27 protein-coding genes are annotated in these 26,719 nt (G+C 55.6%); 11 read left to right on the top strand and 16 right to left on the bottom strand.

Features of this window, described 5'->3' with window-relative positions:
- The first annotated feature begins 16 nt into the window (after positions 1 to 16).
- The 4 genes from secD (at position 17) to WM95_RS05385 (ending at position 4,049) form a co-directional block, all read left to right on the top strand.
- On the top strand, positions 17 to 1,864 hold the full coding sequence (gene secD / locus WM95_RS05370) for a protein translocase subunit SecD (RefSeq protein ID WP_071789390.1): 1,848 nt from the start codon (positions 17 to 19) through the stop codon (positions 1,862 to 1,864).
- A gap of 10 nt (positions 1,865 to 1,874) precedes the next feature.
- Positions 1,875 to 2,846: a protein translocase subunit SecF gene (secF, locus tag WM95_RS05375; protein WP_023310552.1), complete on the top strand. Its 972-nt coding sequence runs from the start codon at positions 1,875 to 1,877 to the stop codon at positions 2,844 to 2,846.
- A gap of 142 nt (positions 2,847 to 2,988) precedes the next feature.
- Positions 2,989 to 3,354 (top strand): VOC family protein, encoded by a 366-nt coding sequence (locus tag WM95_RS05380; protein WP_023310553.1) that lies wholly within the window; start codon positions 2,989 to 2,991, stop codon positions 3,352 to 3,354.
- Positions 3,355 to 3,368: 14 nt separating this feature from the next.
- Entirely contained in the window at positions 3,369 to 4,049 is a 681-nt protein-coding gene (locus WM95_RS05385) for a helix-turn-helix transcriptional regulator (protein ID WP_045356407.1), read from the top strand.
- Between the two features lie 120 nt (positions 4,050 to 4,169).
- Here WM95_RS05385 and WM95_RS05390 read toward each other — a convergent pair whose 3' ends face one another.
- Positions 4,170 to 5,054: a nucleoside-specific channel-forming protein Tsx gene (locus WM95_RS05390; RefSeq protein ID WP_025756198.1), complete on the bottom strand. Its 885-nt coding sequence runs from the start codon at positions 5,052 to 5,054 to the stop codon at positions 4,170 to 4,172.
- A 267-nt stretch (positions 5,055 to 5,321) separates the two neighbouring features.
- Positions 5,322 to 5,861 (bottom strand): DUF3251 domain-containing protein, encoded by a 540-nt coding sequence (locus WM95_RS05395; RefSeq protein ID WP_088544660.1) that lies wholly within the window; start codon positions 5,859 to 5,861, stop codon positions 5,322 to 5,324.
- A gap of 152 nt (positions 5,862 to 6,013) precedes the next feature.
- Here WM95_RS05395 and nrdR point away from each other — a divergent pair, with 152 nt between their 5' ends.
- The 5 genes from nrdR to thiL all read left to right on the top strand — a co-directional run bounded on the left by nrdR (position 6,014) and on the right by thiL (position 9,619).
- Positions 6,014 to 6,463 carry a transcriptional regulator NrdR gene (gene nrdR, locus WM95_RS05400; protein ID WP_008503337.1) on the top strand — a complete coding sequence of 150 codons (450 nt, stop codon included), beginning with the start codon at positions 6,014 to 6,016 and terminating at the stop codon, positions 6,461 to 6,463.
- Between the two features lie 4 nt (positions 6,464 to 6,467).
- Complete coding sequence (gene ribD / locus WM95_RS05405; protein WP_063408746.1) at positions 6,468 to 7,571, top strand: bifunctional diaminohydroxyphosphoribosylaminopyrimidine deaminase/5-amino-6-(5-phosphoribosylamino)uracil reductase RibD; 1,104 nt, start codon at positions 6,468 to 6,470, stop codon at positions 7,569 to 7,571.
- Positions 7,572 to 7,658: 87 nt separating this feature from the next.
- Positions 7,659 to 8,129 carry a 6,7-dimethyl-8-ribityllumazine synthase gene (ribH, locus tag WM95_RS05410; protein WP_006176874.1) on the top strand — a complete coding sequence of 157 codons (471 nt, stop codon included), beginning with the start codon at positions 7,659 to 7,661 and terminating at the stop codon, positions 8,127 to 8,129.
- 21 nt (positions 8,130 to 8,150) lie between these two features.
- Positions 8,151 to 8,570, top strand: a complete 420-nt coding sequence (gene nusB, locus WM95_RS05415; RefSeq protein WP_063408745.1) for a transcription antitermination factor NusB — start codon at positions 8,151 to 8,153, stop codon at positions 8,568 to 8,570.
- Positions 8,571 to 8,647: 77 nt separating this feature from the next.
- A complete protein-coding gene (gene thiL / locus WM95_RS05420) occupies positions 8,648 to 9,619 on the top strand; it encodes a thiamine-phosphate kinase (RefSeq protein ID WP_033144764.1) in 972 nt (323 codons plus the stop codon).
- Between the two features lie 68 nt (positions 9,620 to 9,687).
- Here the strand turns inward: thiL and WM95_RS05425 are convergent, their stop codons facing one another.
- The 4 genes from WM95_RS05425 to xseB all read right to left on the bottom strand — a co-directional run bounded on the left by WM95_RS05425 (position 9,688) and on the right by xseB (position 13,753).
- The gene (locus WM95_RS05425; RefSeq protein WP_063408744.1) at positions 9,688 to 10,662 is read right to left on the bottom strand and encodes an aldo/keto reductase; all 975 of its coding nucleotides are present in this window, start codon (positions 10,660 to 10,662) and stop codon (positions 9,688 to 9,690) included.
- A gap of 61 nt (positions 10,663 to 10,723) precedes the next feature.
- Complete coding sequence (dxs, locus tag WM95_RS05430; protein WP_063408743.1) at positions 10,724 to 12,586, bottom strand: 1-deoxy-D-xylulose-5-phosphate synthase; 1,863 nt, start codon at positions 12,584 to 12,586, stop codon at positions 10,724 to 10,726.
- Positions 12,587 to 12,610: 24 nt separating this feature from the next.
- Positions 12,611 to 13,510, bottom strand: a complete 900-nt coding sequence (ispA, locus tag WM95_RS05435) for a (2E,6E)-farnesyl diphosphate synthase (RefSeq protein ID WP_008503332.1) — start codon at positions 13,508 to 13,510, stop codon at positions 12,611 to 12,613.
- Positions 13,511 to 13,753 carry an exodeoxyribonuclease VII small subunit gene (gene xseB, locus WM95_RS05440; protein WP_008503331.1) on the bottom strand — a complete coding sequence of 81 codons (243 nt, stop codon included), beginning with the start codon at positions 13,751 to 13,753 and terminating at the stop codon, positions 13,511 to 13,513.
- 191 nt (positions 13,754 to 13,944) lie between these two features.
- Here xseB and thiI point away from each other — a divergent pair, with 191 nt between their 5' ends.
- The gene (gene thiI / locus WM95_RS05445; protein ID WP_023310562.1) at positions 13,945 to 15,393 is read left to right on the top strand and encodes a tRNA uracil 4-sulfurtransferase ThiI; all 1,449 of its coding nucleotides are present in this window, start codon (positions 13,945 to 13,947) and stop codon (positions 15,391 to 15,393) included.
- A 63-nt stretch (positions 15,394 to 15,456) separates the two neighbouring features.
- Here thiI and yajL read toward each other — a convergent pair whose 3' ends face one another.
- Positions 15,457 to 16,047, bottom strand: a complete 591-nt coding sequence (gene yajL, locus WM95_RS05450) for a protein deglycase YajL (protein ID WP_063408742.1) — start codon at positions 16,045 to 16,047, stop codon at positions 15,457 to 15,459.
- Complete coding sequence (panE, locus tag WM95_RS05455; protein ID WP_063408741.1) at positions 16,010 to 16,921, bottom strand: 2-dehydropantoate 2-reductase; 912 nt, start codon at positions 16,919 to 16,921, stop codon at positions 16,010 to 16,012. Before panE ends, yajL begins: the two co-directional genes overlap by 38 nt.
- Before the next feature lie 121 nt (positions 16,922 to 17,042).
- Here panE and WM95_RS05460 point away from each other — a divergent pair, with 121 nt between their 5' ends.
- Positions 17,043 to 17,534 (top strand): YajQ family cyclic di-GMP-binding protein, encoded by a 492-nt coding sequence (locus WM95_RS05460; protein ID WP_033144770.1) that lies wholly within the window; start codon positions 17,043 to 17,045, stop codon positions 17,532 to 17,534.
- Between the two features lie 32 nt (positions 17,535 to 17,566).
- Here WM95_RS05460 and WM95_RS05465 read toward each other — a convergent pair whose 3' ends face one another.
- From WM95_RS05465 to WM95_RS05500, 8 genes are all read right to left on the bottom strand, one after another.
- Complete coding sequence (locus tag WM95_RS05465) at positions 17,567 to 18,928, bottom strand: MFS transporter (protein WP_063408740.1); 1,362 nt, start codon at positions 18,926 to 18,928, stop codon at positions 17,567 to 17,569.
- A gap of 151 nt (positions 18,929 to 19,079) precedes the next feature.
- The gene (gene cyoE / locus WM95_RS05470) at positions 19,080 to 19,967 is read right to left on the bottom strand and encodes a heme o synthase (RefSeq protein WP_013095848.1); all 888 of its coding nucleotides are present in this window, start codon (positions 19,965 to 19,967) and stop codon (positions 19,080 to 19,082) included.
- A gap of 11 nt (positions 19,968 to 19,978) precedes the next feature.
- A complete protein-coding gene (locus WM95_RS05475) occupies positions 19,979 to 20,305 on the bottom strand; it encodes a cytochrome o ubiquinol oxidase subunit IV (RefSeq protein ID WP_006176899.1) in 327 nt (108 codons plus the stop codon).
- Complete coding sequence (locus WM95_RS05480; protein WP_014168863.1) at positions 20,305 to 20,919, bottom strand: cytochrome o ubiquinol oxidase subunit III; 615 nt, start codon at positions 20,917 to 20,919, stop codon at positions 20,305 to 20,307. Before WM95_RS05480 ends, WM95_RS05475 begins: the two co-directional genes overlap by 1 nt.
- The gene (cyoB, locus tag WM95_RS05485) at positions 20,909 to 22,900 is read right to left on the bottom strand and encodes a cytochrome o ubiquinol oxidase subunit I (protein ID WP_014168864.1); all 1,992 of its coding nucleotides are present in this window, start codon (positions 22,898 to 22,900) and stop codon (positions 20,909 to 20,911) included. Before cyoB ends, WM95_RS05480 begins: the two co-directional genes overlap by 11 nt.
- 16 nt (positions 22,901 to 22,916) lie before the next feature.
- Positions 22,917 to 23,864 (bottom strand): cytochrome o ubiquinol oxidase subunit II, encoded by a 948-nt coding sequence (gene cyoA, locus WM95_RS05490; RefSeq protein ID WP_014882770.1) that lies wholly within the window; start codon positions 23,862 to 23,864, stop codon positions 22,917 to 22,919.
- Between the two features lie 477 nt (positions 23,865 to 24,341).
- Positions 24,342 to 25,817: a muropeptide MFS transporter AmpG gene (ampG, locus tag WM95_RS05495; protein WP_063408739.1), complete on the bottom strand. Its 1,476-nt coding sequence runs from the start codon at positions 25,815 to 25,817 to the stop codon at positions 24,342 to 24,344.
- Between the two features lie 46 nt (positions 25,818 to 25,863).
- Entirely contained in the window at positions 25,864 to 26,442 is a 579-nt protein-coding gene (locus WM95_RS05500) for a lipoprotein (RefSeq protein WP_023310568.1), read from the bottom strand.
- Positions 26,443 to 26,719: the final 277 nt, after the last annotated feature.

Here is a 26,719-nt window from a genome sequence, read left to right on the forward strand (position 1 = left end):
CCCAAAGGGAACTGCCGTGTTAAACCGTTATCCTTTGTGGAAGTACATCATGCTGGTCGTCGTGATTCTCGTCGGCCTGCTGTACGCGCTTCCCAACCTGTATGGTGAGGATCCGGCTGTTCAAATCACTGGCGCGCGCGGTGTCGCCGCCAGTGAGCAAACGCTGATCCAGGTCCAGAAAACGTTACAAGAAGAAAAAATTACCGCTAAGTCTGTGGCTCTGGAAGAGGGTGCAATTCTTGCTCGCTTCGACACCACCGACACGCAGCTCCGCGCTCGCGAAGCGCTGATGGGCGTGCTGGGTGACAAATACGTCGTGGCGCTTAACCTTGCCCCTGCAACCCCGCGTTGGCTGGCTGCGATGAAAGCAGAGCCAATGAAACTCGGCCTTGACCTGCGTGGCGGCGTTCACTTCCTGATGGAAGTGGATATGGATACCGCGCTTGGCAAGCTGCAGGAACAGAATATTGACAGCCTGCGCAGCGATCTGCGTGATAAAGGCATCGCTTATACCACCGTGCGTAAAGAAGATAACTACGGCATGAGCATCACGTTCCGCGACAGCGCGGCGCGCGATCAGGCTGTAGATTATCTGACCCAACGTCACCGTGACCTGGTAATCACCTCTCAGGGCAGCAACCAGCTGCGCGCGGTGATGACCGATGCGCGTCTGAAAGAAGCGCGTGAATATGCCGTTCAGCAGAACATCAACATTCTGCGTAACCGTGTAAACCAGCTGGGCGTGGCTGAGCCGCTGGTACAGCGTCAGGGTGCTGACCGTATCGTGGTTGAACTGCCGGGTATCCAGGATACCGCGCGTGCGAAAGAGATTCTGGGTGCGACCGCAACCCTGGAATTCCGTCTGGTGAACTCCAACGTCGATCAGTCCGCTGCTGCCGCAGGGCGTATTCCGGGTGACTCCGAAGTAAAACAGACCCGCGAAGGTCAGCCAGTAGTGCTGTACAAACGCGTGATTCTGACCGGTGACCACATCACCGACTCCACGTCGAGCCAGGACGAATACAACCAGCCGCAGGTTAACATCTCGCTGGATAGCGCGGGTGGTAACATCATGTCTAACTTCACCAAGGACAACATCGGTAAACCGATGGCGACCCTTTTCGTGGAGTACAAAGACAGCGGTAAGAAAGATGCAAATGGTCGTGCGGTGCTGGTGAAAGAGGAAGAGGTGATTAACATCGCCAATATCCAGTCTCGTCTGGGTAACAGCTTCCGTATCACCGGTATCAACAACCCGAACGAAGCGCGTCAGCTCTCCCTGCTGCTGCGTGCCGGTGCGCTGATTGCGCCAATTCAGATTGTTGAAGAACGTACCATTGGTCCAACTCTGGGTATGCAAAACATTCAGCAGGGTCTGGAAGCGTGTCTGGCCGGTCTGGTGGTCTCTATCCTCTTCATGATCTTCTTCTACAAGAAGTTTGGTCTGATTGCGACCTCCGCGCTGATTGCCAACCTGGTGCTGATCATCGGGATTATGTCCCTGCTGCCGGGGGCGACGCTGACCATGCCTGGGATTGCGGGTATCGTTCTTACTCTTGCGGTGGCGGTCGACGCCAACGTACTGATTAACGAACGTATCAAAGAAGAGTTGAGTAACGGTCGCTCTATTCAGCAGGCGATTGACGAAGGCTATAAAGGCGCGTTCAGCTCCATCTTCGATGCGAACGTAACAACACTGATTAAGGTTCTTATCCTGTATGCAGTGGGGACTGGTGCGATCAAAGGCTTTGCGATTACAACCGGTATCGGTGTCGCAACGTCAATGTTTACCGCTATTGTCGGCACCCGTGCCATCGTGAACCTGCTGTACGGCGGCAAGCGCGTCAAAAAGCTGTCTATCTGAGGAGTGCGTTGTGGCACAGGAATATACTGTTGAACAATTGAACCACGGCCGTAAAGTCTGGGACTTTATGCGCTGGGACTACTGGGCCTTCGGCATTTCAGGTTTCCTGCTGATTCTGTCCATCGGCATTATGAGCGTGAAAGGCTTTAACTGGGGTCTGGATTTCACCGGCGGTACGGTCATCGAGATCTCCCTGGAAAAGCCGGTCGATATGGACCAGATGCGTCTGTCTCTGCAGAAAGCGGGCTTTGAAGAGCCGCTGCTGCAGAACTTCGGCAGCAGCCGTGACATCATGGTGCGTATGCCACCGGTGCACGATGCCAACGGCAGCCAGGAGCTGGGCAGCAAGGTTGTTAGCGTGATTAACGAAACAACCAGCCAGAACGCGGCGGTCAAGCGTATTGAGTTCGTCGGCCCAAGCGTGGGTGCTGATCTGGCGCAGACCGGTGCGATGGCGCTGCTGGTGGCGCTGATCTCCATTCTGGTATACGTCGGTTTCCGCTTTGAGTGGCGACTGGCGGCCGGTGTGGTTATCGCTCTGGCGCACGACGTGGTGATCACCATGGGCATACTGTCGCTGTTCCACATTGAGATTGACCTGACGATTGTGGCATCCCTGATGTCCGTTATCGGTTACTCACTGAACGACAGTATCGTGGTATCTGACCGTATCCGTGAAAACTTCCGTAAGATCCGTCGCGGTACGCCGTACGAAATCTTTAACGTGTCGTTGACCCAGACGCTGCACCGTACCCTGATCACATCCGGTACCACCCTGATGGTGATCCTGATGCTGTTCCTCTTCGGTGGTCCGGTACTGGAAGGCTTCTCGCTGACCATGCTGATCGGTGTCACCATCGGTACGGCGTCGTCTATCTACGTCGCGTCCGCTCTGGCACTGAAACTCGGCATGAAGCGCGAGCACCTGCTCCAGCAGAAAGTCGAGAAAGAAGGGGCGGATCAGCCGTCCATTCTACCGTAAGGCGACGTTTAGCGCGTTATCGAAATCCCGGTCGGTTGACCGGGATTTTTTTTATCTGTTCCTGACAAACACTCCTGACAGTATGCTGTCAGGAGCCCTCTCGTAGACTCCTTCTGAACCCAAACAACAGTCAGGAGGATGTATGAAAAGCGTCATTAACTGGTTTGAAATTCCGGTCGCGGATATGGATCGCGCCATCAAATTTTATGAGCCGGTGATGCAGCTCGCGCTGCGTCGCGAGAAAATGGACTGCGCGGAGCTGGCCGTTTTCCCGCATGAGGATCCGGGTACAGGCGGGGCGCTGGCAAAATTTGACGGCGTTACACCGTCTTTGCAGGGCGCTATTATTTACCTGCATACTGACAATCTGGCGGCCACGCTCGATCGCATCGCCTCTGCGGGCGGCGAGTGCGTGTTTGGCCCGCTGGAACTGCCGCATGGCATTGGCACTATCGCATTGTTTACCGACAGCGAGGGTAACCGCGTCGGCCTCCATCAACCTGCCTGAGAGCGGAATAAGATATGACCCGACGCGCTGACCGTTTGTTTCAGATTGTGCAGATCCTGCGGGGCAGGCGTCTGACAACGGCAGCGCATCTGGCGGACCGGCTTGGCGTATCCGAGCGCACGGTCTACCGCGATATCCGCGACCTGTCGCTTTCCGGCGTGCCGGTGGAAGGTGAGGCGGGGAGCGGATATCGGCTGATGTCGGGATTTGACCTGCCGCCGCTGATGCTGACAAATAAGGAGTCAGAGGCGCTGATCGTCGCGATTCGCCTGCTCAAAACTTGGGGAGGGGAATCGCTGTCGCGCGAGCTGGAGTCGGCTCAGGAGAAGGTGCTGGCTATCCTGCCCGAGGAGAGTCGTCGAAAGGCGGAGCAGACGCGGATCTACGCCCCGGATTTTTGCATGCAAAGCCACTCCCGTAGCGATTTTGACATGATTCATCAGGCAATTTCCGCTCAGCGTGTGCTGGCGTTGCATTACCGCGACGAAGTTGGGCAACTCTCACAGCGTGAGGTTCAGCCGTTAGGATTGTTCTTCTGGGGGGAGCGTTGGCTGCTGGCGGCGTGGTGCGAACGGCGCGATGACTATCGCTGTTTCCGGCTCGACCGATGTCTCAATATTGTGCAGACGGAGAGGCGGTTTAGCGAGAGTGCGGACAGGTCTCTGGCGGATTTTTTGCGGAAGGTTAAGCAGTAAAAAGCCTGGCGGCGAGGTAAAAGCAAAACGGCAACGTATGTTGCCGTTTTTAGTATTTGTTCCCTCTCCCTGTGGGAGAGGGGCAGGGTGAGGGCAGCAGCCCGCACAGTCCCGCACAGGTTAGAAGTTATAACCCACAACCAGGTAACCACCCCAGCCGGTAGAGCGAACGCTGAAGTCGCCGTTGCCGAAGTTCAGGCTCGCGTCGTCGTTCCACTGACCACCGTTGTGCCAGTAACGCGCAACAACAGAGTAGTGCCAGTGATCGTAGTTCAGCGCCAGGATGTGGCTGGAGGCGATGGAGTCGTTGGTGCGCGCTTTCTTACCGTTCAGGTCGCGGAAGTCGTTGTCGCCCAGATCTGAACCCCAATCAAAGTTGGTGAAGCCGATATAGCTCAGGTTACCGCCCCACAGCTGGGTAATTGGCACAAAGTATTTCACTTTGAAACGGTAGCCATCCCACTCGTTTTCGTTCGCGGCGCCGTAGTTCTGCCACTGGTACTTAGCATACACGTTCAGAGACAGGCTCATTGGCAGGCCGGTATCGATGTCCGTACCCAGACCCATGTACCAGGTGCTCTGGCGACCAGACTTATTGCGGCCCATGTCGTAGATGTAGTTGTTCGCGAAGTACCACTCTTTGAACGGACCAAACGCCAGGCTGGTACCGGTCAGTTTATCAATAGAGAAGCGTGGTTCAATTTCCATGAACAGTGGGGAACCGTGGTTCCAGATACCTTTCGCGTCGGTGTTACCGCCGAAGAATACCGGTGCATCCATATAGCCGTAGAAATCAAACCAGTCTTTCTTGGCGAACGCTTCGTACTCCAGGTAGGTATCGTTGCGGATCTGTGGTCCGAAACGGGTGTGGTAGCTGCCCACGACGTTAACGCTCTGGTGCCACCAGTCGGAGAGATATTGTGGTTTATCGTTTTCCGCTGCGTTAACAGTGAAAGAGGAGGAAAGTGCCAGCACAGCGCCGGCTGCAAGTAATGTTTTTTTCATAATCATGCCACTGATTGAAATTCCCTTCCGGGAGTGAAAAATGCGCGAATTGCGTTTCTAAATATTTCGTGTTTCTGCGGTGCCTATTATAGGAATCCCTGCTCACAAAAATATGTGTTGTTTCACATATCTCTCACACGCGTAATCGATTGCGTTCACGTTTGCGTACTTTAAACGGCCGGGATTGTAGCGGCAATCATTTATGTTGCCAATCCATACGAAATGTAAATGTTAGCGGAGTGACATTGCACTCCGCTGAAGGAGGGGTTACTGCGCGGCGGGCTGGATATCGTGGATGCGGATAAAACCTAATTGATCTGGCGTGAGTCCACTCAGCTGAAGCGGGATATCAACATCGCTGGGCGCCAGTATACTCGCGGGAGCAGTGAACAACTGGTTCTTCACATTCACTTCCTGATAGCTCTCGGTTGTGCCCTGGATCTGGCCCCACTCGACGGTGCCACTGAAGGCCGGAAGTGGATCGTTGGATTCTCCCTGGATCCGTAATGTTCCGCGAGTACCATCTGCATTCGCCGCAACGTTCACCAGTGACATTTTAAGCGTGCCAATCTGGCTGTTGAGCCGCGCAGGCGTATTGGCACCAGGCAGCAGATACACCCCGCTGCTGGATTTTGCGTTCAGCGCGTTTTGTTGGGTGATCTTCACCGTTTCTTTATTCAGTTTGTCCATCGCCGTATTGAGCGTGTTGACGCTTTGTTTCATCTGGCGAACTTCGGTTTGCTGTGCACAGGCGCTAAGGGTGAAGAGGCTCCCCACCAGCAAAATCTTCAGGTAACGTCTTGTCATTGCGTTTATTTCCTTGAAATAACGGATCGCCTTAATGGTAGCCAGCCTCAACGTGTCAGACATAGATCCTTTGTCTCAAAAAGCTCTTCCTTTGTTGTCAGGCCAGATCAGGGTAAAATGAAAATTAGTTAACCACATAACAGGGATACCGTATGCATTGCCCATTCTGCTCCGCTGTGGATACCAAAGTCATCGACTCTCGTCTTGTGGGCGAAGGGTCATCCGTACGCCGTCGTCGGCAGTGTCTGGTGTGCAACGAGCGTTTCACGACCTTTGAGGTTGCAGAGCTGGTAATGCCGCGCGTGGTAAAAAGCAACGACGTGCGCGAGCCGTTTAACGAAGAGAAACTGCGCAGCGGGATGCTGAAGGCCCTGGAAAAACGCCCTGTCAGCGCGGATGACGTTGAGATGGCGTTAAACCACATAAAATCTTACCTTCGTGGTTTGGGTGAGCGTGAAGTGCCGAGCAAAATGATCGGCAACCTTGTGATGGAGCAGCTGAAAAAGCTTGATAAGGTCGCCTATATCCGCTTCGCCTCGGTCTACCGCAGCTTCGAAGACATCAAAGAGTTTGGCGAAGAGATCGCCCGCTTACAGGATTAAGCTCATGCAGGATGAGATCTACATGGCGCGAGCCATGAAGCTGGCGCAGCGCGGCCGTTTTACTACCCATCCCAACCCGAACGTCGGGTGCGTTATCGTTAAAGATGGCGAGATCGTAGGGGAGGGATTTCACTATCGTGCCGGCGAGCCGCATGCCGAGGTCCATGCGTTGCGCATGGCCGGTGAGAAGGCGCGCGGTGCCACAGCCTACGTCACGCTGGAGCCCTGCAGCCATTACGGGCGTACGCCGCCGTGCTGTGAAGCGCTGATCGCGGCGGGTGTTTCACGCGTGGTCGCCTCGATGCAGGACCCGAATCCGCAGGTTGCCGGACGCGGTCTGTATCGCCTGCAGCAGGAAGGCATTGACGTCAGCCATGGGCTGATGATGCAGGACGCGGAAGCGATCAACAAAGGCTTTCTGAAGCGCATGCGCACGGGGTTCCCGTATATTCAGCTTAAGCTGGGCGCCTCGCTGGACGGTCGTACGGCGATGGCAAACGGCGAAAGCCAGTGGATCACCTCGCCGCAGGCAAGGCGCGATGTGCAACGTCTGCGCGCGCAAAGCCATGCTATTCTCACCAGCAGTGAAACCGTTCTGGCTGACGATCCGGCCATGACCGTGCGCTGGGACGAGCTGAATGCCGATACTCAGGCGCTGTACCCGCAGGAGAACCTGCGTCAGCCGCTGCGTATTATCATTGATAGCCAGAACCGCGTGACGCCGGAGCAGCGTATTGTCCAGCAGCCGGGTGAAACCTGGATTGCCCGCACCAGAGAAGATACGCGCGAATGGCCGGAAGGCGTGCGCAGTATTATGGTGCCGGAGCATAACGGTCATCTGGATCTGGTGGTGCTGATGATGCTGCTCGGCAAGCAGCAGGTGAACAGCATCTGGGTTGAAGCGGGGCCAACGCTCGCCGGTGCGCTTTTACAGGCCGGGCTGGTGGATGAGCTGATTGTTTACGTTGCGCCTAAACTGTTAGGTCACGACGCGCGCGGCCTGTTTGTGCTGCCCGGCCTTGAAAAACTGGCCGACGCACCGCAACTCAAATTTAGCGAGATTCGTCCGGTAGGCCCGGATGTCTGCCTCCACTTAACGACAGCGTAATTGCTCCTGAAATAGGGAAGCAGTGCGCAAAGTATTATGATAAAATCCGCCCCCCTGCGGGGCCAAATGAACCCGTAAAGGAAGAGTATGAACATTATTGAAGCTGCTGTAGCTACCCCGGACGCTCGCGTCGCCATCACCATTGCGCGTTTCAACAACTTCATCAACGACAGCCTGCTGGAAGGTGCGATTGACGCCCTGAAACGCATCGGCCAGGTTAAAGATGACAACATTACCGTTGTTTGGGTTCCAGGCGCTTACGAACTGCCACTGGCGGCGGGCGCGCTGGCGAAAACCGGTAAATACGACGCGGTGATTGCGCTGGGTACCGTTATTCGTGGCGGCACTGCGCACTTCGAATACGTTGCGGGCGGTGCAAGCAACGGTCTGGCACACGTTGCGCAGGATGCTGAAATTCCTGTCGCGTTCGGCGTGCTGACCACCGAAAGTATTGAACAAGCCATCGAACGTGCTGGCACCAAAGCCGGTAACAAAGGTGCAGAAGCTGCACTGACCGCGCTTGAAATGATCAATGTATTGAAAGCCATCAAGGCCTGATTTTTTTGTAAGGGGAATTCCGTGAAACCTGCTGCTCGTCGCCGCGCCCGTGAATGTGCCGTCCAGGCACTTTACTCCTGGCAGTTGTCCCAGAACGACATCTCTGATGTTGAATACCAGTTCCTGTCAGAACAGGACGTGAAAGACGTTGACGTTCTGTACTTCCGTGAACTGCTGTCGGGAGTGGCGACTAATAGCGCGTATCTCGATGGCCTGATGAAGCCATACCTGTCCCGTCTGCTCGACGAGCTGGGTCAGGTGGAAAAAGCAGTGTTGCGTATCGCGCTGTTTGAGCTGTCTAAACGTGATGATGTGCCGTATAAAGTGGCCATCAACGAAGCGATCGAGCTGGCGAAAACCTTCGGCGCTGAAGACAGCCACAAGTTTGTAAACGGCGTACTTGATAAAGCAGCACCTGCGATCCGTCCCCACAAAAAGTGATCCGCAAACCGGAGTCCTGCATTGCCTGACGGGCAGTGCGGCTCCGGTTTTTTCTTTTATTTGCTGAGGCATAACGTATGGCATGCGGCGAATTCTCCCTGATTGCCCGTTATTTCGACCGTGTCAGAACCTCTCGTCTTGATGTTGAAACCGGCATTGGCGATGACTGTGCACTTCTCAATATTCCCGAAAAACAGACGCTGGCAATCAGCACCGACACTCTGGTGTGCGGCCGTCATTTCTTACCGGATATCGATCCTGCCGATCTGGCTTATAAAGCTCTTGCGGTTAACGTCAGCGATCTGGCGGCGATGGGGGCCGATCCCGCGTGGCTAACGCTGGCTCTGACGCTGCCAGAGGTAGATGAAGCCTGGCTGGAAGCCTTTAGCGATGCGCTTTTTGAGCAGCTTAGCTATTACGATATGCAGCTGATTGGCGGCGACACGACTGCCGGGCCGCTGTCGATGACGCTGGCGATCCACGGCTATGTGCCGCTTGGCCGCGCGCTGAAGCGTTCAGGCGCAAAACCCGGCGACTGGATCTACGTGACCGGTACGCCGGGCGATAGCGCGGCAGGGCTGGCGATCCTTCAAAATCGTTTAACGGTTGAAGATGCTGACGATGCGGCGTATCTGGTGAAACGCCACCTGCGGCCAACGCCGCGTATTTTGCACGGCCAGGCGCTGCGCGAACGGGCAAGCTCGGCTATCGATCTCTCTGACGGGCTGATCTCCGATCTCGGCCATATCCTGAAGGCCAGCGGCGTAGGTGCGCGCGTTGACCTGGATCTCTTCCCGCTGTCTGAGCAGTTGCTTCGCCATGTGGAGCCTGAGCAGGCCCTGCGCTGGGCGCTCTCCGGTGGTGAAGACTATGAGTTGTGCTTCACGGTGCCTGAGCTCAACCGTGGAACGCTGGACGTGGCGTTAGCGCATCTCGGCGCGAAATTCACCTGCATCGGTCAGATCATGCCGGAGAGCGAAGGGCTGAAGTTTGTGAAAGACGGCGCGCCCGTTACGCTGGACTGGAAAGGGTACGATCACTTCGCGTGATGTTGTGCGCTCTGTATTGCCGGGTGGCGGCTTCGCCTTACCCGGCCTACGGATTAGATGGTAAGAGCTTACTTAAACCCCACCACCGGATGCTGCTGATACGGCGTCTCCAGCTCGGCAATCTGCTCCGGCGTCAGCGTGATATCCACCGCATTCAGCAGCTCATCCAGCTGTTCTTCCCGCGATGTTCCAATAATCGGTGCCGCGACCCCGCGCTTGCCCAGCAGCCACGCCAGCGCTATCTGGGCACGAGTTGCACCGGTATCGTCGGCAATTCCGGCTAAGCGTTCAGCGATCAGGGCATCGCTGGCCTCTGTTCCTTCGTAGAGATTTTTTCCCACTTCATCCGAGACCAGACGGGCCGTGGTTTCTCCCCACGGACGGGTCAGGCGGCCGCGCGCGAGCGGGCTCCACGGGATCACCGCCACGCCCTCCTGATGGCACAGCGGCAGCATCTCACGTTCTTCTTCACGATAGATCAGATTGTAGTGGTCCTGCATGGTGACGAAGCGCGCCCAGCCGTGCTGCGCCTGCAGATCCAGCGCATGAGCAAACTGTGAGGCATGCATAGACGACGCGCCGATATAGCGCGCTTTACCGGCTTTGACGACGTCGTTGAGTGCTTCCAGCGTCTCCTCAATGGGCGTGTTGTAATCCCAGCGGTGAATTTGCAGCAGGTCGACGTAATCCATGTTCAGACGCCTGAGGCTATCATCAATGGAACGCAGGATCTGCGCGCGAGAAAGTCCCTGAGCCAGGTCGCCCACTGGATAGTACACCTTGGTGGCAACCACGATGTCTTCCCGACGGGCAAAATCACGCAGGGCGCGGCCGACAATCTCCTCGCTGCTGCCGTCGGAATAGCTGTTGGCGGTGTCAAAGAAGTTAATGCCGCCCTCGATGGCGCGTTTGATAATCGGACGGCTGCTCTCTTCCGGCAGCGTCCAGGCGTGGTTTCCTCGATCGGGCTCGCCAAAGGTCATGCATCCCAGACAAAGTCGGGAAACCTTAAGGTCTGTTTTTCCTAATGTTGTGTATTGCACGGTCCGCTCCTGCTGTTTAAACAATACGTTTAAGCATAGCAGGAGCGGAAAAGGGGAGGGTTCAGTCCAGCCAGGCGCGGATTTTAGCTTCGATACCGGCAGCGTCCAGGCCAATCGCCGCGCGGGCTTCGTCCTGGGTACCTTGCGGGATGAAATGGTCCGGCAGGCCGAGGTTCAGCACCGGCACGGCTTTACGGTTCGCCATCAGTACCTCGTTCACGCCGCTGCCCGCGCCGCCCATGATGGCGTTTTCTTCCAGCGTGACCAGCACGTCATGCGTCTCAGCCATACTCAGGATCAGAGAGTCGTCGAGCGGCTTCACAAAGCGCATGTCCACCAGGGTGGCATTCAACGCTTCAGCCGCTTTAGCCGCCTCTGGCATCAGCGTGCCGAAGTTCAGGATCGCCACTTTTTCACCGCGACGCTTCACCAGACCTTTACCGATCGGCAGTTTTTCCAGCGGCTGAAGCTCAACGCCCACCGCATTGCCGCGCGGGTAGCGAACGGCGCTTGGGCCATCCTGATAGTGGTAGCCGGTAAACAGCATCTGACGACATTCGTTCTCGTCACTTGGCGTCATGACAACCATATCCGGAATACAGCGCAGGAACGACAGATCAAACGCGCCCTGGTGCGTCTGGCCGTCGGCACCGACGATGCCCGCACGATCGATAGCAAACAGTACCGGCAGCTTCTGAATCGCCACGTCGTGGATCACCTGATCGTAGGCGCGCTGCAGGAAGGTGGAATAGATAGCGACAACCGGCTTGTAGCCGCCAATGGCCAGGCCCGCTGCAAACGTAACCGCATGCTGCTCGGCAATGGCAACGTCAAAATACTGGTCAGGGTATTTTCTGGAGAACTCCACCATGCCGGAGCCTTCACGCATGGCAGGCGTCACAGCCATCAGCTTGTTGTCTTTGGCTGCGGTTTCGCATAGCCAGTCGCCGAAGATTTTTGAATAGCTCGGCATGCCGCCGCTGCTTTTTGGCAGACAGCCGCTCGACGGGTCAAATTTCGGTACCGCGTGGAAGGTGATCGGATCTTTTTCCGCCGGTTCGTAACCGCGCCCTTTTTTGGTCATGATGTGCAGGAACTGCGGGCCTTTCAGGTCGCGCATGTTCTTGAGCGTGGTCACCAGGCCCAGCACGTCGTGACCGTCAACCGGGCCAATATAGTTAAAGCCCAGCTCTTCAAACAGGGTGCCCGGCACGACCATGCCTTTGATGTGTTCTTCGGTACGCTTGAGCAGCTCTTTAATCGGCGGTACGCCGGAGAAGACTTTCTTGCCGCCTTCGCGCAGCGAGGAGTAAAGCTTGCCGGAGAGCAGCTGGGCCAGATGGTTGTTCAGCGCGCCGACGTTCTCGGAAATCGACATTTCGTTATCGTTAAGGATAACCAGCATGTCCGGCTTGATGTCGCCCGCGTGGTTCATGGCTTCGAAGGCCATCCCTGCGGTGATGGCGCCGTCGCCAATCACGCAGACGGTGCGGCGCTGCTTGTTCTCTTTCTCGGCGGCAACGGCAATCCCGATGCCCGCAGAAATGGAGGTGGAAGAGTGGCCGACGCTCAGCACGTCGTACTCGCTCTCACCGCGCCACGGGAACGGGTGCAGGCCGCCTTTCTGACGAATGGTGCCAATTTTATCGCGACGTCCGGTCAGAATTTTGTGCGGATAAGCCTGGTGGCCCACGTCCCAGATGAGCTGATCGAAAGGCGTGTTATAGACGTAGTGCAGCGCCACGGTCAGCTCAACCGTGCCAAGCCCGGAGGCGAAATGGCCGCTGGAGCGGCTTACGCTGTCGAGCAGGTAGCGACGCAGCTCGTCGCACAGCTTCGGCAGGCTCTCTTTCGGCAACAGGCGTAGCTCCTGGGTGGAGTCAACTAACGCCAGTGTCGGGTATTTGGCAATATCAAAACTCATCAAAGGCTCATCGAGATATATAGTTTATTTATCACGCTGGATTATATAGTCCGCTAGCGCTTCCAGTGCCGAGGTATCCAGCGATTGCGCGGCCAGTTCATTTAGCGACTGGCGGGCGTCGTCAATCAGATCCCGGGCTTTACGTTGGGCTTGCTCAAGGCCCAGCAGGGCGGGGTAGGTACTTTTGCCAAGCTGCTGGTCCGCACCCTGACGTTTACCCAATGTTGCAGTATCGCCCACCACATCCAGAATGTCATCCTGAACCTGGAATGCCAGACCGATACTTTCTGCGTATCTGTCCAGAATCGGCAGGGCTTTGCGCCCTTGTTCACCCGCGCTCAGCGCACCCAGGCGAACGGCGGAACGAATCAACGCCCCGGTTTTATGGCGGTGAATACGCTCCAGCTGTTCCAGATTAACCTGACGTCCTTCCGCTTCCAGATCCAGCGCCTGTCCGCCGCACATGCCGGCCACGCCGCTGGCCATTGCCAGCTCGGAGATCATCGCCAGGCGGTCGCGGTCGGCCACTTCCGCCATCGGCGCATCGCTCAAAATCGAGAATGCCAGCGTTTGCAGGGCATCACCCGCCAGAATGGCATTCGCCTCGCCAAACTTGATATGGCAGGTGGGTTGACCCCGACGCAAATCGTCGTCGTCCATGGCCGGGAGATCGTCGTGGATCAGCGAGTAGGCGTGGATGCACTCGACGGCGGCTGCCGGGGCGTCCAGCGTGTTATCGCTGATGCCAAACATATTGCCTGTGGCGTACACCAGGAACGGGCGCAGGCGCTTTCCACCCAAGAGTGCGCCATAGTGCATGGCTTCAACCAGTGGAGTGTTCTGAAAAGGCTGTGGCGCAATAAAACGGCGCAGGGCGTCGTTGGCGCGTACGACACGCGCCTGAAGCTCGTTGGCAAAATCCATTTACTCGGCGTCCGGTGTGAAAGGCGTGGTTTTCGCGTCTTCGCTGTCGGAAAGCAGGATCTGCACGCGCTGTTCGGCCTGCTGCAGTTTGACCTGCCCCTGGCGCGCCAGCTGCACGCCACGCTCGAATTCGTTGAGCGCCTCTTCCAGCGGGAGATCGCCGCTCTCAAGACGGGTAACGATTTGCTCCAGTTCACTCAGCGCAGTTTCGAAACTGGCCGGTGCGTCGTTCTTCTTCGGCATAGTGAATTGACTCTTATATTCTCAGCCCCGACATGGTAACGGACTCAGGGCAATTATCAAATAACGCGCAATGTGCACAGGAGCGGCGCGATGGTGGTATACTTGCGCGCCTGGATGCAGCCACGGGTGTGGGCTGCTGTACTCTTTTCCATTACAAGCCTTAATACGCTTGCCTAAGAAACATTGCCGCCATGAAGTTTATCATTAAATTGTTCCCTGAAATCACCATCAAAAGCCAATCTGTGCGTTTGCGCTTTATTAAAATTCTCACTGGGAACATTCGTAACGTATTAAAGCACTACGACGAAACTCTCGCCGTGGTGCGCCACTGGGACCACGTTGAGGTCCGTGCGAAAGACGAAAACAAACGTCAGGATATTCGCGACGCGCTGACCCGTATTCCTGGGATCCACCATATCCTGGAAGTGGAAGATGTTCCGTTCAGCGATATGCACGACATCTTCGAGAAAGCGCTGGTCCAGTACCGCGATCAGATCGAAGGCAAAACCTTCTGCGTGCGCGTGAAGCGTCGCGGCAAGCACGAGTTCAGCTCTATTGAAGTGGAACGTTACGTCGGCGGCGGTTTGAACCAGCACGTTGAAACGGCGCGCGTTCGTCTGACCAACCCGGACGTGACCGTGAACCTGGAGATCGAAAACGATCGCCTGCTGCTGGTGAAAGGGCGCTATGAAGGTATCGGCGGCTTCCCGATTGGCACCCAGGAAGACGTATTGTCCCTGATCTCCGGCGGCTTCGACTCCGGCGTTTCCAGCTATATGCTGATGCGTCGCGGATGCCGCGTGCACTACTGCTTCTTCAACCTGGGCGGCGCGGCGCACGAAATCGGCGTTCGTCAGGTCGCGCATTACCTGTGGAACCGCTTCGGCAGCTCCCACCGCGTGCGTTTCGTGGCGATCAACTTCGAACCTGTGGTCGGCGAAATCCTCGAAAAAGTGGACGACGGCCAGATGGGCGTGGTGCTGAAGCGCATGATGGTGCGTGCGGCGTCCAAAGTGGCCGAGCGCTACGGCGTGCAGGCGCTGGTCACCGGTGAAGCGCTGGGCCAGGTATCCAGCCAGACGCTGACCAACCTGCGTCTTATCGACAACGTGTCTGATACGCTGATCCTGCGTCCGCTGATCTCCCACGACAAAGAGCACATCATCGATCTGGCGCGCGAAATCGGTACCGAAGATTTTGCCCGTACCATGCCGGAATACTGCGGCGTGATCTCAAAAAGCCCAACGGTGAAGGCGGTGAAGGCGAAGATCGAAGCGGAAGAAGAGAACTTCGATTTCAGCATTCTGGAAAAAGTGGTGGAGGAAGCCTCCAACATCGACATCCGCGAGATTGCCCAGCAGACCGAGCAGGAAGTCGTAGAAGTTGAAACCGTGAGCGGTTTCGGCGCTAACGATGCAATTCTGGATATTCGCTCCATTGATGAGCAGGATGACAAGCCGCTGCAGGTTGAAGGCGTCGAAGTGGTTTCTCTGCCGTTCTACAAGCTGAGCACCAAATTTGGCGACCTCGACCAGAGCAAAACCTATCTGCTGTGGTGTGAGCGTGGGGTGATGAGCCGCCTGCAGGCGCTGTATCTGCGCGAGCAGGGCTTTGCGAATGTGAAGGTGTATCGCCCGTAGTTTATTGCAGGGCGGGGGCGACCTGTTGCCTCCGCCCCTCTCCCACAGGGTGAGGGAGAACACCTATTCGTAATAATTATAAATTCCCGCCGGCATCACCAGCGATGACGCTACTTCGTACGCTTTCTCGCGCCCGACCAGCAGGTCAATAATCTTTAAGCCAAAATCAATCGCGGTGCCTGGCCCCTGGCTGGTCAGCAGGTTGACGCGCGGATCCCAGACGACGCGTTTATCAACCCAGTGCTCTTCCGGGATCGTATCCTTGAGCCCCGGGAAACCGGTCATGTTGCCGATGGGGAAGATATCGTGCGGAATCAGAACCGTTCCGGCGGCGGCACAGATTGCCGCGACGATGCGGCCGGATAAATGAAACTGACGCACGGTCTCGACCAGCAGCGGACTGTCGCGAAAACATTCCGCGCCTTTTAAGCCGCCGGGCAGAACGATGATGTCGTAATCGCCGTCAGCCACCTGAACAAGGGGAGCATCCGCAAGGATTTTCACCCCGCGCGAGCAGGTGATTGCCAGATTACCGTCGCTGGCGACGCTGGCGGTGGTGACCTTAATGCCGCCGCGCACCATCAAATCAATGGTGGTGACCGCTTCAATCTCTTCGCTACCAGGGGCGAGGCAGATCAGTGCTGACGCGCTCATATTCACTCTCCTTACGTTTAACCAGGTCATACAGACGGGCGTTTTCCGGCACGGCTATACCGTGCGCGCGGGCGCGTTGTAACAGATAGCCGGTGATGTAGTCGATCTCCGTGTGGCGTAATGCCCGAACATCCTGCAGCATCGAGGAGATGTTTTCTGCCGTGCTCTCAATGACCTGCTCGACATAGCAGCGCAAATCGTCGGCCGAGGTATGCAGGCCTTCCCGCTCAACGACCGCCGCGACTTCCGCACACAGCATGGCAACGTCCTGCGGATGATTTTTCAGTTCTCCGTTCGGGCAGTTCCACAGCGCCGTCAGCGGATTGATTACGCAGTTTACCGCCAGCTTGCGCCACAGCTGAGGGAGGATGTTGTTGTGCCAGGCGACGTCCGGCAGCACCTTCTGCAGCACATCGGCAAGATAGCTGTAATCTCCATCCTGAGTTCTGGCGGGCCCGATGTGCGTCACGCCGCTGGCGACATGCACGATGATGTTGCCGTCGCGACGTGCAGCGTGCGTGGTCGTCGCCATCAGCAGGGGCTGCGGGACGTTTTTCAGCTCATCAAGCGTCCCCATGCCGTTATGCAGCAGTAGTATGGGCGAAGTGGGGGGGAGCTGCGCGGCCAGCGTTTTTACCGCGTCTGAGACCTGCCACGCTTTGAGCGTCACCAGTAAAAGGTCGCTTTGCGCCAGGAAGTCAGGATCGTTCGCGGTGAGGGATTCGTTAAAGATGCTTCCGTCTTCACCAATCAGGTTTACACTGCAATAGGGCTGGGGCACGCGCAGCCAGCCCTGAACCTCATGTCCGTGCTTGCACAGCGCGGTCAGCCACAGCTGACCAAGCGCTCCGCATCCGAGCACCGTAATTTTCATTGTTCCTCCTCACCTGCAACTGCGCCAGGTGTTACAGCTTAATTATACAGCTAAGCTTCTGTTGAGTTATGCCTCGTAGCGGGTATTATGCAACGCAACAAAAGTGAAGGGAGAAGAAAAGATGCCATCTTTCGATATTGTTTCCGAAGTTGATATCCAGGAAGTTCGCAACGGCGTTGAGAACGCAACCCGCGAAGTTGAGTCACGTTTCGATTTTCGCGGCGTTGAGGCGTCGTTTGAGCTGAACGACGCAAATAAGACCATTAAGGTGCTGAGCGAGTCTGACTTCCAGGTGAATCAGCTGCTCGACATTCTGCGCGCCAAGCTGTTAAAACGCGGTATCGAAGGGACGTCTCTGGACGTGCCGGAAGAGTTTGTGCACAGCGGTAAAAACTGGTTTGTGGAAGCCAGGCTGAAGCAGGGCATCGAGAGCGCGGTGCAGAAGAAGATCGTTAAGCTCATTAAAGACAGCAAGCTGAAGGTGCAGGCGCAGATCCAGGGCGAAGAAATTCGCGTGACCGGTAAGTCCCGCGATGATCTCCAGTCCGTAATGGCGCTGGTGCGCGGCGGCGATCTGGGGCAACCGTTCCAGTTTAAAAACTTCCGCGATTAATATAAAAAAGCCCGGTTTAACCGGGCTTTTTTTCACGCTTTGAGCGCCTGCTCGACTTCGAAGCGGTTGGTCATTTTACTGTCTATTTTGACGTAAGCGCTGCGCTCTTCCGGGACAATGAGCACCTCTGTTACACCCTCTTTTGCTTCAAGACGCTGCTTAAGCGCATCGCTGATTTCCACATTATCCGGGATTTCTACGCGCAGGCTGCTCACGTAGCGCGGCTCTTTCATGGTGCTGGCGACCAGCAGCCAGACTGTTGCCAATAGCGCACCGGCGAGGAACACGGTTTGTGAATCAAACAGGCCGTCCACCCAGCCGCCGAGCGAGCCGCCGATCGCCACGCCGAGAAACTGGCTGGTGGAGTAGATGCCCATCGCGGTGCCTTTATATCCGGCGGGGGACTCTTTGCTGATCAGCGACGGCAGCAGCGCTTCCATCAGGTTAAAGGCCAGGAAGAACAGCTGTACGCCGGCAATCAGTTCCCAGAAGTGCGGACCGGCACCCCAGAGCACAATTTCGGCAATCAGCAGGACCGCCACGCAGCCCACGAAGACGCGCTTCATTTTGCGCTTCACTTCGGCGTAGATGATGAACGGCACGACGGAGACAAACGAAATCAGCATCGTGACCAGATAGATTTTCCAGTGCTCAGCCGCCGGGAAACCCGCTGCGGCAAGCTGGCCGGGCAGAGCGACAAAGGTCGACATCAGCAGGATGTGCAGGCACATAATGCCAAAATTCAGCTTAAGCAGGCGCGGCTCGACAATCACTTTGCTGAAGCAGCCTTTTACCATGCCGGATTCACGGTTCAGAACGTGGTTCTTGCTGTCCGGCACGACCCACAGGGTTAAGGCAATACCGATGGTTGCCAGCACGGCAATCATCCAGAACAGGGCGTGCAGACCCAACGTGTGCGTAATGATGGGGCCCAGCACCATGGCAATCGCAAACGTCACGCCAAAGCTCACGCCGATGAACGCCATCGCTTTGGTGCGGTTCTGCTCGCGGGTTAAGTCGGACAGCAGCGCCATCACCGCGGCGGCAATCGCGCCGGACCCTTGCAGGGCGCGGCCAAGAATAATCCCCCAGATGGAGTGGGAGAGGGCGGCAATCACGCTTCCGAGCACAAAGACCAGCAGCCCACCGACGATTAGCGGCTTTCGCCCCACACGATCGGAGAGCAGGCCAAAGGGGATCTGGAAGACCGCCTGCGCCAGGCCGTAGATGCCGATCGCGAGCCCAATCAGCGCCTCGCTGGCCCCCTGCAGCGCCATACCGTACGTGGTCAGAACAGGCAGGACCATAAACATGCCAAGCATCCGTAGCGAGAAGACAGTCCCTAAGCCCCAGGTCGCGCGTAGCTCGCCTGGCGTCATTTTATAATCGTTCATTACCACCTCAGTTCAAAAGCAGGCCATAGTGTAGTGCGGGGAAGGGGCGGGGTAAATAAAGGGTTATTTAACAAATATTACATGCGTTATTAATAGATTCAGTGAATAAAAAAAAGGGTGCCGAAGCACCCCTTTATTCACCTTTTTTGGCTTACCAGACGTAAGTCAGCAGGTTGTGTGAATCCGGCACCATGAAGTCCACGGACATCATCACGGACAGCGAGGTGATGGCCACAATCGAGAACACAAACAGCTTGCGCGCCCAGACTTTGTCATCTTCCACTTTGTAACCGCGCAGTGCCATACCGAGCCACCAGACGCTCACCGCGGCCGCTACCGCCAGATATTTGTATCCGGCGTAACCACCCAGAGAGAGCATCAGCGTTGCCACGGCAAAGGCGATGATGTACAGCGTGATGTGGTTCTTGGCAACTGAAATGCCCTTCACGACCGGCAGAACCGGGATGTTCGCTGCCTGATAATCCTTAAAGCGGAAAATCGCGATGGCATAGGAGTGCGGCATCTGCCACAGGCTAAAGATAGCCAGCAGGATCAGCGCACCGCTGTCGAACTCGTTCGTGACCGCGCAGTAGCCAATCACCGGCGGCGCAGCGCCGGAGAGAGAACCAATCAGCGTGCCGTAGACGGAGTGGCGTTTCATATACAGGCTGTAGACGCCCACATATACCACGAACCCCATCACCCCCAGCCAGCAGGCCAGCGGGTTAGCACCAAACCACAGCAGCATAAAGCCAGCAATACCCAGCAAGGTGGCGTACACCAGCGAGACGGAAGGGGCGATCAGGCCTTTCACCAGCACCCGATTTTTGGTCCTTTCCATCTTCTTGTCGATATCCATGTCGATGTAGTTGTTAAATACACAACCGGACGCAACAACCAGTGACACACCGACCAGCGTGTAGATAAAGAGGGTGTAATCAATGCTGCCCTTAGAGGCCAGCAGGAACCCTCCGATCACGGAGATCAGGTTGCCAAAGATGATGCCTGGTTTCGTTACTTGCAGGTATTGCTTAAACATACTCGCCGCTCTTAGTGAACCATCATGTTGTAGTTGAGGTTCCACATAATCCAGATGGAACCGACTACCAGGATAGCGATGATAATCACGGTAAAGATAAAGGCGGTCATATTCCAGCCTTCATCGGACTTGGTGTTCATGTGCAGGAAGCAAACCAGATGCACCAGAATCTGAATCACCGCGGTCACCAGGATTGCACCCAGAATAACCGGCTTAGACGCAGAACCGCTCATCACCATCCAGAACGGGATCACCGTCAGGATGATCGACAGGATGAAACCTGTCATGTAGGTTTTTACGCTACCGTGGGAAGCGCCATGATCGTTTGAATGACTCATTACATCGCCCCCATCAGATATACAACAGAGAACACACAGATCCACACCACGTCCAGGAAGTGCCAGAACAGGCTCAGGCACAGGATACGGGTACGGTTAGTACTGGTCAGGCCGCGACGGGAAATCTGGAACATCAGTACTGCCATCCAGATCAGACCGGAGGTCACGTGCAGACCGTGGGTGCCAACCAGCGCGAAGAACGCGGACAGGAAGCCACTACGATCCGGGCCGAAGCCTTCCATGATCAGGTGATGGAATTCATAGATTTCCATCCCGATAAATCCAGCACCAAACAGCCAGGTCAACGCCAGCCAGGACACAACCTGGCTCTTGTTGTTTTTGTACATGGCGATAGCCGCCATGCCGTAGGTGATGGAGCTGAATAACAGCAGTGCGGTTTCAACCAGAACGAACGGCAGTTCAAAGATGTCCTTGCCGGCCGGGCCGCCCGCCGTGCCGTTCACCAGAACGGCATAGGTCGCGAACAGACAGCAGAACAGAATGCAGTCGCTCATCAGGTAGATCCAGAAACCGAAGACTTTGGTCGGTCCTGTATCGTGGTGCGCATGCTCATGCGCGTGGGCAGTTGAGTGCGCCAGAGTATCAGTTGCCATTTTTCAGCCCCGCTTTAGAAATCTCGTCGAAATGCTGGTTTTCCAGCTTCTCAACTTCACGGACTGGTACGTAGTAGTCCACGTCCTCGTCAAAGCTCTTCACAATCCAGCTGATTACGATGCCGGCGAAGCCAACAATCGCCATCCACCAGATGTGCCAGATCATTGCGAAACCAAATACCGTTGCGAAGGCGGCAATCACAATGCCCGCACCGCTGTTTTTCGGCATGTGGATCTCTTCGTAATGAGCAGGTTGCTTGTACGCTTCACCTTTTTCTTTCATTTCCCAGAATGCGTCGCGTTCATGAACCTGCGGCACGATGGCAAAGTTATAGAAAGGAGGTGGAGAAGAGGTTGCCCACTCCAGCGTACGGCCACCCCATGGGTCACCGGTCAGGTCACGGTTCTGGTCGCGGTCGCGAATAGACACGTAGAACTGAATCAGCTGAGACGCGATACCACAGGCAATCAGCACGGCGCCGCCCGCTGCAACCATCAGCATTGGGTGGAACTGCGGATCGATCTGCTGGCTCAGACGACGGGTCATACCCATGAAGCCCAGCACGTACAGCGGCATAAATGCTACGAAGAAGCCGATGATCCAGAACCAGAACGCGCGTTTACCCCATTTTTCGTTCAGCGTGAAGCCGAACGCTTTTGGCCACCAGTAGGTTACGCCAGCGAAGCAGCCGAAGACCACGCCACCGATGATAACGTTATGGAAGTGCGCAATCAGGAACAGGCTGTTGTGCAGAACGAAGTCAGCACCTGGTACCGCCAGCAGTACGCCGGTCATCCCACCTACGGAGAAGGTCACGATGAAGCCGATAGTCCACAGCATCGCTGAGTGGAACACGATGCGGCCCTGGTACATGGTGAACAGCCAGTTGAAGATCTTCACCCCGGTAGGGATGGCGATAATCATGGTGGTAATACCGAAGAAGGCGTTTACGTTCGCGCCCGCACCCATGGTGAAGAAGTGGTGCAGCCAAACGATGAACGACAGAACGGTAATACACACGGTTGCCCACACCAGAGAGGTGTAACCAAACAGACGTTTACGCGAGAAGGTTGCCGCGATTTCGGAGAACACACCGAACACAGGCAGAACCAGAATGTACACTTCCGGGTGACCCCAGGCCCAAATCAGGTTGATGTACATCATCATGTTGCCACCCATATCATTCGTGAAGAAATGGGTGCCCAGGTAGCGGTCCAGGGTCAGCAGCGCGATGGTGACGGTCAGAATTGGGAAGGAGGCAATAATCAGGATGTTGGCGCACAGAGATGCCCAGGTAAATACCGGCATCTTGAACATGGTCATGCCAGGGGCACGCATCTTGATAATGGTCACGAAGAAGTTGATACCGGTCAGGGTAGTACCGACACCGGAGAGCTGAAGCGCCCAAATCCAGTAGTCGACGCCAACGCCTGGACTGTACTCAATTCCTGACAGCGGCGGGTAAGCCAGCCAGCCGGTCTGCGCGAATTCGCCCACACCCAGTGACAGGTTAACCAGGATAACGCCGACAACCGTGAACCAGAAGCTCAGGTTGTTCAGGAACGGGAACGCCACGTCGCGCGCGCCGATTTGCAGCGGAACGACAACGTTCATCAGACCGATAACCAGCGGCATCGCCACGAAGAAGATCATGATAACGCCGTGGGCGGTAAAGATCTGATCGTAGTGGTGCGGTGGCAGGAAGCCGGCTTCACCCGCAGAAGCGAGTGCCTGCTGGCTACGCATCATGATCGCATCCGCAAAGCCACGAATTAACATGACGATACCGACGATGCAGTACATGATACCGAGTTTTTTGTGGTCAACCGAAGTCAGCCACTCGTTCCACAGGTAGCTCCACTTACCGAAGTAAGTGATCAGGGCCAGTAAGGCCGCGCCACCAATGATAATTGCAGCCACCGTAACCACGATAATCGGTTCATGGTAGGGCACTGCATCCAGTGTCAATTTTCCGAACATTTTCTTCCTCGGCCCCTTAGTGAGCGGTTTCCGCGTGGCTCATGTCCATGCCTTCCATACCTTCGTGCGCGCTGTGCTCGCCTTCAGGCTGGGTCATGTCCATGCTCTTGCCGTGATCCATAAATTTGCCAATAACGTCTTTGAACAAATCTGGTTTCACATTAGAGAAGTACTCCACCTTGTTGTATTCGCTTGGTGCAGCCACTTTTTCGAACGCCGCCATGTCAGACATGGTGTTTGGAGACTGCTTCGCTTTTTCAACCCACTGGTCGAAAGCGGCACGGTCCGGCGTCGCAATAGCTTTGAACTTCATACCTGAGAAGCCCGGGCCGCTATAGCTGGCGGAGATACCATCATAGGTGCCTGCTTCATTCGCGATCAGGTGCAGGTTGGTCTGCATACCGGCCATCGCGTAAATCTGGCTACCCAGACGTGGGATGAAGAAGGAGTTCATTACGGAGTTGGAGGTCACTTTGAACTGAACCGGAGTGTTCGCCGGGAAGGCGATTTCATTCACGGTAGCAATGCCCTGCTCTGGATAGATGAAGAACCATTTCCAGTCCATGGAGACCACTTCAATGGTAATAGGTTTCTCATCGTGAACCAGCGGTTTGCTTGGCTCAAGTGCGTGAGTGGTTTTCCAGGTCAGTACGGCAAGGAACAGGATGATCAGAATAGGAACCGTCCAGACCACAGCTTCCACTTTATTGGAGTGTGACCAGTTAGGGCTATACTTCGCATCTTTATTGCTCGCACGATACTTCCAGGCGAAACCAACAGCCATCAAAATGGCAGGAATAACCACAATCAACATCAGGCCAAAAGCCGTCAATATCAGTGAACGTTGTTCCAGTCCAATCTGTCCTTTGGGGTCTAGTAGTGCAGAATCGCAGCCACTGAGTAATACAGTGCCCGCGAATAATGACAACCATCCCAAACTTTTATTGTATTTCCCGAGTCTCATTTAACGACCTCAATTCCACGGAGTCTGGTGGCGTTTAAAGTGTGCGGGCATTTTACGGGAAGGTTACATTACTGTAAACATCATTAGGCCTGTGTCAGGAAGGTGTTACCGGGTTCTGCCGCACGTGTCACAAGTGTTGCAAATTATGTCGGTTTTTATGACCGAAGCCGCACGGCATGGGCTTTATAACGAAAGGACCCCCAAGCATACCCTAAAAGGGGCAATTGGTATAACCATTGTTAAAAATAAACAAAAAATTAACAATTAATTATCAATAAAAAGACATCTAAAAAACGAAAAATCAAACTCTCGTATGCTGAATCGTTTAATGAAAAATAGCGTTTTGGAGTGGGAGCCAATAATTTCCAAATCCTATCCCGCACAAATCAACAAATATTTTTTTTGAGGTTGGCGGCTATTTCACCGTTATAATTTCAGTTAGTGATTACAACGGGAAATAACCTTTCGCATTTTTCTTCAGGTCATCTGCGTTTTACGCAACGCCATGAAATCGAGCAGACCTCCGATCAGGATCCCGGCGATAGCCAGCAGGGCGCCTGCGTCCAGCAGAAGGGCTTCGAAAGGGAGTACCAGAGAGGTGCTGGCATTGATAATAAGTACCACAAGCCAGACCGCCAGAGCGATACAGCCCGCCATTAACAAACGTAGCGCAAAACGATAGGCGCGGCGATATTCGGTGCGCGGCATAAAATGTTCTGTCCGCTGGGTATATTCCAGCGTCTGACGGCAGACCAGCAGCAATAAAATTCCCGGCACGGCAGCCACGACCGAGAAGAGATAAAATGTTGGCCAGCCATGGGCTTCCACGAACCAACCGGCAATCGGGCCAACGTAAACACGCCCAACGGCGGAGAGCGCCGAGAGCAGCGCGAACTGGGTAGCGGAAAACGACTTGTTGCACAGGGTCATCAGTAGGGCGACAAACGCCGCGGTTCCCATGCCGCCGCAGAGGTTTTCGAAGAACACCGCCGCGGCCATGCTGATCGTATGTTTGTCGGTAATCGACAGCAGCCAGTAGCCTGCGTTAGAGGCGCCCTGAAGGATGCCGAAAATCAGCAGCGCGCGAAACAGCGTCAGGCGCTGCATCAATACGCCGCCATAAAGCGCGCCGACGATGGTCGCAAACAGCCCCAGCGTTTTATTCACCACGCCGACTTCACCAGCGTCAAAGCCGACGCCCCGGATCAGGAAGGTGGTGGTGAGGCTCATGGCAAAGGCATCGCCCAGCTTATAAAGGACGATAAGCAGCAGGATCAGCCAGGCGTTGTTGCGGCCAAAGAAGTCACGGAGCGGTTCGGCGACGGCCTGCTCCAGCGAGCGGGGAACCGGGATGACGTCACTCGGTTCGGGCGCGAACAGCGTCGCGATAATGCAGGGGATCAGCAGAGCAGCCATCAGCCAGTACATGCCCTGCCAGCCGAGGTAACGGTCGGCGAGCCACAGCGCCAGCCCGCCGGAGACCAGCATCCCGAGGCGATAGCCCAGCACGCTGATTGCCGCACCGGCGCCGCGCTCTTCCGCAGGTAACACGTCCGTCTTCCAGGCGTCGAACACGATATCCTGAGAGGCGGAACAGAAGGCAATCACCACCGCAAGCGCGGCCATCCAGCGAAGCTGGGTGGTGGGTTCAAGAAATCCCATCGCCGCAATAGCCAGCAGCAGCAGGATCTGCGTCATCACTAGCCAGCCGCGTCGACGCCCGAGGAAAGGCGGCGTATAGCGATCCATGACCGGAGACCACAGGAACTTAAAGACATAGGCCTGGCCGACAAGCGAGAAGAAACCAATCGTTTTAAGATCGATGTTCTCGACCGTCATCCACGCCTGAAGCGTGCCGGAAGTGAGTGCGAGGGGTAAACCCGAGGCGAAGCCGAGGATCAGCAGGATCGCTGATTTCGGTTGCTGGAAAATGCGTAAGTAGTGGCTGGACATGTTCTTATAAAACTGACCCGGTGATGCACCGGGTCAGAGAGCGGGATTAACGCGCGTTCTGCTTGATAAAGTCGTGAATGCTGGTGTCCTGCGCCATATCGGCGATGGTGTCGGTCAGCACGCTGTTCACGGCGTTAGCAATGTTCTGGTTAGAAGCCTGGAAGGCACCTTCAACAGAGTAGCTGGCGCGGTAGTTTTTGGTCATCTTGTTGCCATTCTTCGCGGTGGCAATGATGGCGATATCCGCTTTGGTCGCGATGTTGTAGCGCACGTTGCCCTGAGACACGTCAGCGTACAGGTTGTTCACGATGATCTGCAGATCGACCGCGCCGCTTGGGCCAATCATGTAGCCGCGAGCGGTCATCTGTTTCTCCAGCACTTCCTGGAGCAGGAAGCGCAGGTCGCGGGACGCGGTGAGGGTAACCTGCTGGTTATCGCGGGTCACTTTTGCCAGCGCCTGATCCTGACGCTGATCGGCACCGTTAATGCTCACGGTGACGCCCATCAGGCTTGGGTCCTGCTGAGGCAGGGTGATTTTTGGTGAGACATCAATAGTGGTTGGCGGAGTAGCGCAGCCTGCCAGCATAAAAAGGGCTACCAACGGAAAGAAGAGTTTTTTTAACATTTTCGGGTTCTCAACGAATCGTAAGCATATAAAGAGAAAAATTGCCGCCATCATAACATCGCCAACGGCGAGGGGAAGTGGTCAACGCATGTAAATTCATCGCCTTGTCCGAAAACTGACCAGATCACCCTTTTTCCCAATCCGTGTATGACAAAACGTATGAGTCTCACAGTGAACTTCATTCGTTTGAATGAGAAAATCAGACGAAAGCTAAATATTTGTTGTCAAGGTGTAATGGAAACGGTAAAAGCGGCTAACATTTAAAGGGATGGGTGAC

It is taken from the genome of Enterobacter cloacae complex sp. ECNIH7, assembly GCF_002208095.1.
GTDB classification, from domain to species: Bacteria; Pseudomonadota; Gammaproteobacteria; order Enterobacterales; family Enterobacteriaceae; genus Enterobacter; species Enterobacter cloacae_M.